The sequence below is a fragment of the Agrobacterium sp. LR_9 genome (genome assembly GCF_041954855.1).
GTDB classification, from domain to species: Bacteria; Pseudomonadota; Alphaproteobacteria; order Rhizobiales; family Rhizobiaceae; genus Agrobacterium; species Agrobacterium leguminum.
In genome coordinates, this window is the sequence record NZ_JAVAYA010000022.1 from 69,156 (window position 1) to 79,401 (window position 10,246).

Consider the following 10,246-nt stretch of genomic DNA (forward strand, 5'->3'; position numbering starts at 1 on the left):
TCAGGAAACCCCGTGTGTCCTTCAGGCGCACGGGGTTTCTTTTGTTGGATATCAGTGCGAAGCGCCGGAGCCGCCAACGGCAACGATGGAATAGGGCTGACCTGCCACCGCAAGCGTGCGGGTTTCCGTCAGGCTTTCCGCATCCACCACGCGGATCAGGGAATGGCGCGGATCGGAGATCGCGACCTGCCCATCGGCAACAGCGAGACGTGGGCGCGGATCGCGCCAGTGGCCGTCCTTGCTGTAGGGTTCGGTCACCTTCGCCTTGCGGGTGATGGCGCCTTCCAGCACGTCAAGCACATGCAGGTCGCCGTCTTCCGTCAGGATGTAGGCGTTGCGCGGATTGGCGGGATCGAGAATGAAATCGACGCGCCGGGTCGGCAGTTCCACCAGGCGGAAGGCGTCCTTGCTGTCAGGATCGATCAGGACGACCTTGTCCTCACCGTAATTGCCGAGGAAGAACTGCATGGATTTGCCGCCCAGCAGCGTGCCGGTATAGGCTTTCGGGAAATCTTCCGGATAGGGCAGCATTTCAAGCTTGGGACCATCGGTGCCGCCGGGGCGGGCAACGAGAATGCCTTCCTTGCAGCCAAAAGCGACAAGCCGCGCGGATGTTGCCTCGCCATGCAGATCGGTGCATGCCGCCTGTTCGCCGACCTGCTTGCCCTCCCTGTCGAGAACACGCAGCCCGATGCGTGGCGGCAGCGTATCGGGTTTCGTTTCGACCTCGGTATTCGGTACGGAAACCAGAACGTAACGGCCCATGGTCACCGCCACGCCGTGATGCGGGGCGGTCGTATCGACGGTGCGGACCTTGGCCTTGCCGTCCAGCAGGGCTGCTTCATCGATGATCTCTGCCTTGCCGCCACGGTCATAAAAAAGAATGGCATGGTCATCATGCGGCACGACGTGGAAAGGGCGCTTGCCTTCGAAGGTGACGGGCAAAAGCGCCGCATCTTCCACATCCAGATCGCGATGCTCGCCATGATCGGAGAAAACGATGCCGGTCTTGATCACATGCACCATGTCGGCATCCGATTGCGTCGCGAAGACCGTCTTGCCGGAGGCGCTGGCGGTCAGCGCCGCATAGCCCTTGAGGTCGTAGCGTCCGAGTTCCTTGCCGGTTTCGAAATTGATTGCGCGCACCACGGGCTGGCTGTGATCGGCGACGAACAGCCGCCATTCCTTGACGGTGTCGCCGCTTTCTTCCGCCTGCGCCACGCCAGAGGCGAGCGGCAGGGTGAGGGCAAGGCACGTGGCAAGCGCGCTCATGCCAAGGTGCTGTTGAAGGGAAAATCTCATGGTGTTCCTTCCAGGCGTTATCATCCCCGTGCGGATACGAACCGGTATCGGTTCTGAAGGACGATTGTAATGTTATTACGTTACGAGATTGCGTATTAGCATTACGTGCGGGGGCGATGTCAACCGATGCCGACGTCTTGGTACGGAAAAATCTGGATGGGGACCGTGAGGCGGGAGAAGGGGAGGCGGTTGACGCTTCAGCGTCAGGCCGTATTTCCCGAAGGGCGGTAAAGCCGAATAAAAAGGGCAGGTGCAGCGCTGCGCCTGCCCCGATCAGTTTTAGCGGATATCGTCAGGCAGAACATCCGAAGGAATGTTCTGGTAGGAAACCGGGCGCATGAAGCGGCGGATCGACATCGTGCCAACAGAGGTTGCGCCGAAGTTCGTCGATGCCGGGTAAGGGCCGCCATGCACCATGGCTTCGGAGACTTCCACGCCGGTTGGGAAACCGTTGGCGAGAACGCGGCCGGCCTTGCGCTCGAGGATCGGCAGCAGCTTGCGACCAAGTTCGGCGTCGCCGGCATCAAGATGCATGGTTGCCGTCAGCTGGCCTTCGAAGCTCTTGGCAACTTCCAGCATTTCCTCGGTGCTATCAACCGTCACGATCAGGCCGAGGGGTCCGAAGACTTCTTCAGCAAGCGCATGGTTGGCAACCCAGTCCTTGCCCGAAACGCGGAACAGGTAAGGCGTTGCATTGCGCAGGTTGCAGGTGGTAGTGAGAACATCGCGCACGCCGTTGCCGGCAGCGATACGATCACGGCCGTCGCGATAGGCGGCGGCGATGCCGTCGGTCAGCATGACCTGAGGGCCGACTTCCGAAAGGGCCGCACGTGCGGTTTCAGCAACCGCATCCGCCTGCTCGGAGAGGATGACGGCGATGCCGGGGTTGGTGCAGAACTGGCCAGCACCCATGGTGAGCGAGCCCGCCCAGCCCTTGGCAATGGCTTCACCGCGAGCCGCAACGGCTTCCGGCAGCAGGAACATCGGGTTGACGGACCCCAGTTCGCCGAAGAAGGGGATCGGCTCGGGGCGCTGGGCGCAGAGATCGAACAGCGCGCGGCCGCCGGCGAGCGAACCGGTGAAACCGACCGCCTTGATGCGCGGATGCTGCACGAGCGCGGAACCGACATCGCGGCGGCCGCCCTGGATCAACGAGAAAACGCCGGGATGCAGATTGTGCTTCTTGACGGCGGCGAGAACGGCTTCGGCAACGATTTCGCCGGTGCCGGGATGGGCGGAATGGCCCTTGACGACGACCGGGCAGCCGGCTGCCAGAGCGGCAGCGGTATCACCGCCGGCCGTGGAGAAGGCGAGCGGGAAGTTGGAGGCGCCGAAGACCGCGACGGGGCCGATCGGGCGCTGCATCAGGCGGATATCCGGGCGCGGCAGCGGCTGACGATCTGGCAGCGCTTCGTCATGGCGACGGTCGAGATAGTCGCCCTTGCGGATGTGCGAGGCGAAAAGGCGCAGCTGGCCAACGGTGCGGCCGCGTTCGCCCTGCAAACGTCCTGCGGGCAGGCCGGTCTCGGACGAGCCGATTTCGGTGATGGCGTCGGCGCGTGCTTCGATCTCATCGGCGATGGTGTCGAGGAATGCGGCGCGCTCTTCGCGGGTGGTGTAACCGTAGCTCCAGAAGGCTTCTTCGGCAGCTTCACAGGCCGCATTCACCAGATCGACGGTGCCGACCGAAAAATCGAAAGCTTCGCCATGTGCAGGCTCGCTGCGGAATTTAGCTTCCGTTGCGACCCATTCTCCTGCAACCAGATGTTTGCCGTGCGGCTTGAAACTCATTGTGCTCTTCCCTGAAAATCTGATCCTGTGTGGAAAATCCACCCGACACCGTGACGTTGCACCGAAAGGCGACAGCGAAAACGCCATCAGCCGCGATCCTCGCCCGGTTGCCTTCTGCCTTAGCCCGTGTGGGGCCTGAGCGAAAGCCGGTTTTTCAACTATCTGACCGAAAAGTGTGATTAATTGGGCAAGGCGTGAAAAAGACCCGCTTCCGTTTACGCGCACGGCGCTCTATTGTGACGCCATGATGACAAATAGACTCCCGAAATATGTCGCCTGGTCGGTTTTTCTGCTGATTGTGATCGTTACAGTTTGCCCTATCGGCTTTCGTCCGCACACGCTGACGACGGTGGGCCTGGACCGCGCCGCGGCCTTCGCCTTCTGCTCGGCCGCCTTCGTGCTCGCCTATCCGCGTTACTGGCTGGCGATCATCGTGGCAGGCATTGCGGCGGCTTTCGGCATCGAGGCGCTGCAATTCCTGTCGCCCACCCGCCATCCGCATCTGATGGACGCCGCCGTGAAAGCCGCCGGCGTCATCGCCGGTGGGCTCGGGGCTTTTTCTTGGCTTCAGTTCAAGGCGCGATTGACCGCAGGTTCTCTCATCCGTCATTCCGGCCTTGAGCCGGAATCCAGCCAGCCCAAGTCCTTGGGCTGAAAGGAGTCTTTTCGCCGCGCGGACGCGCGTCGGCTGGATTCCGGCTCGAGGCCGGAATGACGGATAGAAAGCCGATCAAACGCGGCCGCGCTTTCGCTTAGCGATCACCCTTCGCCAGCCCGAAACGGCTGTGCGATAACGTGCGTTCGATGCCACGCAGCTCAGCCAACCCCTTCAGCCGGCCGATGGCGGGATAACCGGGTTGTGCGCCGCGCGTCAGGTCGTTGAGGATTTCCTGACCGTGATCGGGCCGCATCGGAATGGTGTGGTCTTCACGGCCCTCCGCCCGGCGGCGCGCTTCTTCGGTGAGGAGTGCGGCGATGACGGCGACCATGTCGGTTCCGCCTTCCAGATGCTCGTCCTCGAAAAAAGAGCAGGGCACGGTGTCGGTGTCGCGCGTTACATTGCGCAGATGTACGAAATGAATGCGATCTGCAAAACGGCTGGCGATGAAGGGCAGGTCATTGTCCGCCCGCGCGCCCAGCGAACCGGTGCAGAGCGTCACGCCATTGGCGCGGCTATCGACCTTTGAGAGCATATGGGCGTAGTCGGCTTCGGTGGAGAGAATACGCGGCAGGCCGAGCAGCGGCCATGGCGGATCGTCGCCATGGGCGCAGATGTTGATACCCGCCTCTTCGGCAACCGGCGTCACCTCGCAGAGGAAGTCGATGAGGTTCTGTTGCAGCCTTTCGCGGTTGATGCCGTGATAGGACCGCAGTTTTTCCAGAAGCTGGGCAAGTGTGTAACCATCCGCCGAGCCGGGCAGACCCGCGCCGATATTGCGCCCGAGGGCGGCGATTTTCGTGTCCGGCATGTCGGCGAAGCGTTTTGCCGCTTCATCCGCCAGCCAGTCCGGATAATCGGCCTTGGCATCCGGACGTTTCAGGATGTGGATGTCGAAGGCGGCGAAATCGGGAAGGTCGAAACGCATCGCCTTTGCGCCGTGTCTGGTTTCCCAGCGCAGGTCTGTGCGGGTCCAGTCCAGCACAGGCATAAAATTATAGCAGACGGTGCGGATGCCGGAGGCGGAGAGGCGGCGCAGCGTTTCCTGCCAGTTGGTTATATGGGTTTTCCAGTCACCGGTCTGGGTCTTGATATCCTCGGAGACCGGCACGCTTTCAACCACGTCCCAATAAAGACCGCCGGCTTTGATGGCTTCATGCCGTTTGGCGATTTCGTCCACCGGCCAGACATCGCCGGTGGCGATGTGATGCAGCGCGCTGACGATGCCTTCCGCGCCCGCCTGAGCCGCATCCTGAACCGTGACCTTGTCGACCGGGCCGAACCAGCGCCATGTATGTCTCATCTTAAATCCTCAAATATCAGTCTGCGGAAAATGTCAGCTGCACCTTGCAGGCGGCAGAGCGGTCTCCGGCCTGTTCGAATGCGGCTTTCGCCTCGCCAAGCGGGAAGCTGTGGGAAATGATCGGCCGCACATCGATCCTGCGGCTGGAGATCAACCCGGCGGCAATGGCGAATTCGTCGTGGAAACGCTGTGAGCCGCGCCAGAGGATTTCCTTGCCCACCAGCGCGTTGAGCGGAATGGTGATGTCGCCGGTGACGCCCACCTGCACGATGGTGCCGCGCGGGCGCACGCAGGCAAAGGCGGCGCGAAGCGCTGGACCGGCGGCAGAGCAATCGAAAATGACGTCGAAATAACCCTTATTGTCCTGATAGGGGATGAGCGCCTCGGCGTCTTTCGCGACATTGATGGTGCGGTCGGCACCCATGGCGGGGGCGCGTTCAAGTGCGGCATCGGTAAGGTCGGTGGCGACGATGATGCTTGCTCCGGCGTGGCGGGCGGCGGCAATGGTCAGGAGGCCGATGGGGCCTGCGCCGGTCACCAGCACCTTTGCACCTGCCAGAGCGCCGGCCTGGGCCACGGCATGCAGGCACACCGCGAGCGGCTCGGTGCAGGCGGCTTCAGCCGGTGAGGTATCCTCTGAAAATCTCGCGCATTGTTTGGCGGGAACCACCAGCCGGTCGCGGAACATGCCCTGTTCATGCGGCAGGCGCATGGCGCTGCCCATGAAGCGCATTTCAAGGCAATGGATCGGCTGGTCCTTCAGGCAGAAATGGCAATGGCCGCAGGGCTGAGACGGATTGACGGCGACAAGCTGGCCGATGGCAAGCCCGCTGACACCCTCTCCCAGCGCCTGCACATGGCCGGATGCCTCATGCCCGCAGATGATCGGCTCGCGCACCCGGACCGGACCGAAGCCGCCATCCTGATAATAATGCAGATCGGAGCCGCAGATGCCGCCCGCCGCCATGGCGAGCAGCACTTCGCCAGGCCCTGGCTCGATGAGGTCCTGCGTTTCGACGCGAATGTCCCTCTGGCCGTATAGACGTGCCACGCGTGTCTGCATGACGATGCCCTCATATGTGTATGGGAGGAAGAAGCCCGCGCGGGAAACCGCGCGGGCGATGATATTGGCGTTAGCGGATCAGGCCCATTTCGGTCGGCAGCCACAGCGTGATGGCGGGAACGAAGGTGATCAGCAGCAGCGCCACGAACAACGGCACCAGCCAGGGCAGAATGGCCATGGTCGTGCGTTCGACGGAGAGTTTCGCCACGCGCGAGAGCACGAACAGCACCATGCCGAGCGGCGGATGCAACAGGCCTATCATCAGGTTGAGCGTGATGATGAGACCGAAATGCACCGGATCGATATTGAACTGCAGCACCAGCGGCAGCAGGATCGGCACGAGGATGGTGATGGCCGCAATCGTATCGAGGAAGCAGCCGACGAACAGCATCAGGAGATTGACCAGCACGAGGAAAATCCACTTGCTGTCGGTGATCGTCAGGATCGCCGCCGACAGAAGCTGCGCCGCCTGGCTGACCGTCAGCAGCCATGCGAAGACCGAGGCCGCCGCGACGATGAAGAGCACCGAAGCGGTCGTCTCAATCGTATCGAAGGTCGATTTCGCCAGCGTTTTGAAGGTCATCGTCCGGTAACGGACAAGCCCGAGGAACAACGACCAGAGGACGGCCGCAACGGCGGCTTCCGTCGGTGTGAACCAGCCCATGGTCATGCCGCCGATTAGGATGACAGGCGTCATCAGCGCCATCACGGCCGAGAAGTCGAAATACCAGTCACAGGCCAGCAATATCACCAACACGATCAGGATCGATAGGTTGAGCGACAGGCCAAACGCCGTGAGGATATAGATGCCGAGCGGCACCATCATCACCACGAAAACTTCGATCGACGCGCCGAAGATGGTTCTGAGGCTGAAGGGCGTATCGGAGCCCCAGCCCTTGATATAGGCGAAGACGGCAACCGTGATCATCATCAGAAGCGTCATCACGACGCCCGGAACGATGCCGGCCATGAACAGCGCGCCGATGGAGACATTCGCCATCATGCCATAGATGACGAAGGGCAGCGACGGCGGGAAGATCGGGCCGAGCGTTGCGGAGGCGGCGGTGACGCCGACGGCCGCTTCGACCGGGTAACCGTGATCCTTCATAGCCTTGATTTCGATGGTGCCGATACCGGCCGCATCGGCAAGCGCGGTGCCGGACATGCCGGAAAAGATCACCGAGCCGATGATGTTGACCTGTGCAAGGCCGCCCTTCATCCAGCCGACCAGCGCGACGGCAAAGGAATAGATGCGTCCCGTCACACCCGCCGTATTCATCAGGTTGCCGGCGAGAATGAAGAAGGGAACGGCTAGAAGCGGAAAGCTTTCCACACCGGCGATCAGGCGCTGCGCCGCGATGATATCAGGCGCGACATTGTAGAAGACGATGTAGAGCAGCGAGGCCGAGGCCATCGATATCGCGACGGGCAGGCCGATCAGCATCAGGAGAAGAAAGGAGCCGATAAGAAGCAGCATGTGATCAATCCCCCGCGCTCTGGAATTCTTCGGGCCGCTCGAGCACGGAATAACCACGCTGCATATTGGTGATGAAGACCTGCACCGACCGGAAGAACATCAGAACGAAAGCGGCCAGAACCGTGTAGAAAACGATGTTGCGCGGCAACGCCACGGTGACCATCTCCTCATCGGCGACGATTTCCAGATAGCGCCACATCAGCCAGGAGGTGTAGGCGAAGAACAGGATACGCAGCACATCGACAAGGATCGACATGGCGCGGGCCACCTGTGGCGGCACATAGTGATAAAGCACATCCACCTGGATGTGGCGCGACATGCGCACGCACATGACCGAACCCAAAAAGACGACGCCGATCAGGCAGTTGACGGCAATTTCTTCCGTCCAGGCGTAGCTGTCGTTGAGTACGTAGCGGGTGAAGAACTGAAGGAACACGCAGCCCGTCATCAGCCAGAAGAGGCCGAGCGTGACCCAGTCTTCGAATGAATAGACCTTGAGATCGACCTCCGGCGGCGCCTCGTCGAACGTATGGGCGAGTTCCTCAGGCGTGACCTGAGTATGGATTTCCTGCGACATTGAGATATCCCGTCTGGAGAGAAAGGGCGGTGCGGCAACGGGGCCGCACCGGATCTTGGCTCACTTGACGGCGCGAATGGCTTCCCAGTCGGCCTTGTCGTAACCGAAGTCCTCGAACTTCACTTTTTCGAGGACGTTCTTCTCGAAGTCGGCCTTGTCGACCTCGGCGACGGTGAGACCGCGCTTCTTGAAGTCTTCGACGAGGCTCTTTTCGCGGCTTTCGATGGTCTTGGTGGTGCGCTCGGCGGCCTGCTGCATGACTTCGGTGAAGATTTTCTTGTCTTCATCGGAGAGCTGCGACCACAGGTTCTTCGAAATCACCGTGTTGAGGTGGTCGACGATATGGCCCGTCAGGACGATGTTCTTCTGTACCTCGAAGAACTTCTTCGCCTCGATGGTGGTCAGCGGGTTTTCCTGCGCATCGACGGTGCCGTTCTGGAGCGCCAGATAGACTTCCGCAAAGGCAATCGGGGTGGTGTTGGCGCCGCAGGCGCGCGGCATGGCCAGATAGGCCGGAACGTCAGGAACGCGCATCTTCAGCCCCGCCATGTCGGCGCAGGCGGCAATCGGCTTGTTCGATGTGGTGTGACGCGTGCCGTAATAGCTGACGGCGGCGATGTGGTTGCCGGTCTTGTCTTCATAACCCTTGGCGAGCCGCTTGAAGATATCGCTCTTGGTGTAGGCGATCAGATGGCTCGGGTCGCGAAAGATATAGGGGAAGTAGGTGACGCCGATCGGCTTGAAGTCACGCGCGGCAAAGCTGGAGCCGGAAATGATGATATCGACGGTGCCGATTTTCAGGCCCTGATTGATATCGGCTTCCTTGCCGAGCTGCGAAGCCGGAAAGACATCGATCTTGTAGCGGCCTTCGGTGCGCTTGGCGATCTCTTCCGCAGCCCAGACCGAATCGGTGTGGAACGGTTCGGAGGTCTCGTAGACATGCGCCCATTTCAGCGTGGTCTGCGCCTGCGCCGCGAGCGCGGAAAGCAGGATTGCGGCTGTTGCGCCCATCAAAGTCGACAATCTGATTTTCATTCTTAACTCCTCCCGAATTAAAGCCAGATTTCTCATTTTTCCCGTCGCCGGTTGCGGCGCGGTCACTCTTCTCCGATCGTTTCCTCCCCGAAACTTTCGGAAAATCTCTTTTGCGACAGCGTCAGATGCTGCCGCATCGCCTCTCGCGCGCCTTCCGGGTCGTTAGCGGCAATGGCGTCGCGGATTGCGCGGTGTTCCTGAACGGCAAGGTTCCAGGTGTGCGGCCCCTCGAAATAGCTGGCGAGCTTTTCGAAAAAGGGCGACAGGCTGCGCTCGTCGTAGATCAGACCGGTAAAGCGGTTCAGCGCCGAATTGCCGATGATGTCGGCAATCGCGGTGTGGAAGGCCCGGTCGAAATTGAGCGCCTGTGGTGAGTTGTCGAGTGCGCCGGCCATGCGTTCGATGATATCATCGAGCTTGGCGATGCATTCCGGTGTCGCAAGCCTTGCGGCTTCCTCCGCAATCGCGCTTTCGATGATGCAGCGCGCCTGCAGGATTTCGAATGGCCCATGTGCATCCGGCACCGGCGGCTTTTCCTTGGCCTGCTTGCCGGCTGCGCTGACATAAACGCCCGAACCCATGCGGATATGGATATGGCCTTCCACTTCCAGAACGATAAGCGCTTCGCGAACCGTCGGACGCGATACGCCGAAGCGTTCGGCAAGATCCCGTTCCGCCGGCAGGCGCTGGCCTTCGGTCAGTTCTCCGCTTTCGATGAGCAAACGAATTTGTTCCGCGACCAGCCGGTAAAGGCGGCGCGGCTCCAGAGCCACAAACATGATATCCTCCCAGCGCGAAAGTCTCCCCTGATCGCGCAAGCGGTAAGATGGTCTTACCAATTTTATTAGGGCGCATTTATGCGGTGCTGTCAATCGGCCGCTGGCGGAAAAGTGCGGGGGCGGAGTTTATAGCGGTTCAGCAGGTCGGGCGTTGTCTTATTCCGGGGCTTTTACCACTTCCGTCATTCCGGCTTGGAGGGGCATTCAGCCAGCCCGAGTCTTTGTGCATAAGAGGATGGTAAAGTTCGCAAACCTTGCCTC

The 10,246-nt window shown here is 60.9% G+C and carries 8 protein-coding genes and 1 pseudogene; 1 reads left to right on the forward strand and 8 read right to left on the reverse strand.

What is annotated here, in order from left to right; genetic code table 11:
• Positions 1–51 precede the first annotated feature (51 nt).
• Positions 52–1,302, reverse strand: a complete 1,251-nt coding sequence (gene aztD / locus RAC79_RS21010) for a zinc metallochaperone AztD (RefSeq protein WP_142844596.1) — start codon at positions 1,300–1,302, stop codon at positions 52–54.
• A 279-nt stretch (positions 1,303–1,581) separates the two neighbouring features.
• The gene (locus tag RAC79_RS21015) at positions 1,582–3,093 is read right to left on the reverse strand and encodes an aldehyde dehydrogenase (NADP(+)) (protein ID WP_065655639.1); all 1,512 of its coding nucleotides are present in this window, start codon (positions 3,091–3,093) and stop codon (positions 1,582–1,584) included.
• Between the two features lie 244 nt (positions 3,094–3,337).
• On the opposite strand from RAC79_RS21015, the pseudogene RAC79_RS21020 reads away from it, so the two are divergent.
• Positions 3,338–3,688, forward strand: a pseudogene (locus RAC79_RS21020) (antibiotic resistance protein VanZ); the annotation flags it as partial.
• A 157-nt stretch (positions 3,689–3,845) separates the two neighbouring features.
• Here the strand turns inward: RAC79_RS21020 and uxuA are convergent.
• From uxuA to RAC79_RS21050, 6 genes are all read right to left on the reverse strand, one after another.
• Positions 3,846–5,054 (reverse strand): mannonate dehydratase, encoded by a 1,209-nt coding sequence (uxuA, locus tag RAC79_RS21025; protein WP_374997494.1) that lies wholly within the window; start codon positions 5,052–5,054, stop codon positions 3,846–3,848.
• Between the two features lie 16 nt (positions 5,055–5,070).
• Positions 5,071–6,117 (reverse strand): L-idonate 5-dehydrogenase, encoded by a 1,047-nt coding sequence (locus tag RAC79_RS21030; RefSeq protein WP_142844593.1) that lies wholly within the window; start codon positions 6,115–6,117, stop codon positions 5,071–5,073.
• Between the two features lie 70 nt (positions 6,118–6,187).
• Complete coding sequence (locus RAC79_RS21035) at positions 6,188–7,594, reverse strand: TRAP transporter large permease (protein WP_035220793.1); 1,407 nt, start codon at positions 7,592–7,594, stop codon at positions 6,188–6,190.
• Between the two features lie 4 nt (positions 7,595–7,598).
• Complete coding sequence (locus RAC79_RS21040; protein WP_142844592.1) at positions 7,599–8,171, reverse strand: TRAP transporter small permease; 573 nt, start codon at positions 8,169–8,171, stop codon at positions 7,599–7,601.
• A gap of 60 nt (positions 8,172–8,231) precedes the next feature.
• Entirely contained in the window at positions 8,232–9,206 is a 975-nt protein-coding gene (locus tag RAC79_RS21045) for a sialic acid TRAP transporter substrate-binding protein SiaP (protein WP_078052583.1), read from the reverse strand.
• 62 nt (positions 9,207–9,268) lie between these two features.
• Positions 9,269–9,985, reverse strand: coding sequence for a FadR/GntR family transcriptional regulator (locus RAC79_RS21050; RefSeq protein WP_065655644.1), 717 nt, complete (start codon positions 9,983–9,985; stop codon positions 9,269–9,271).
• Positions 9,986–10,246: the final 261 nt, after the last annotated feature.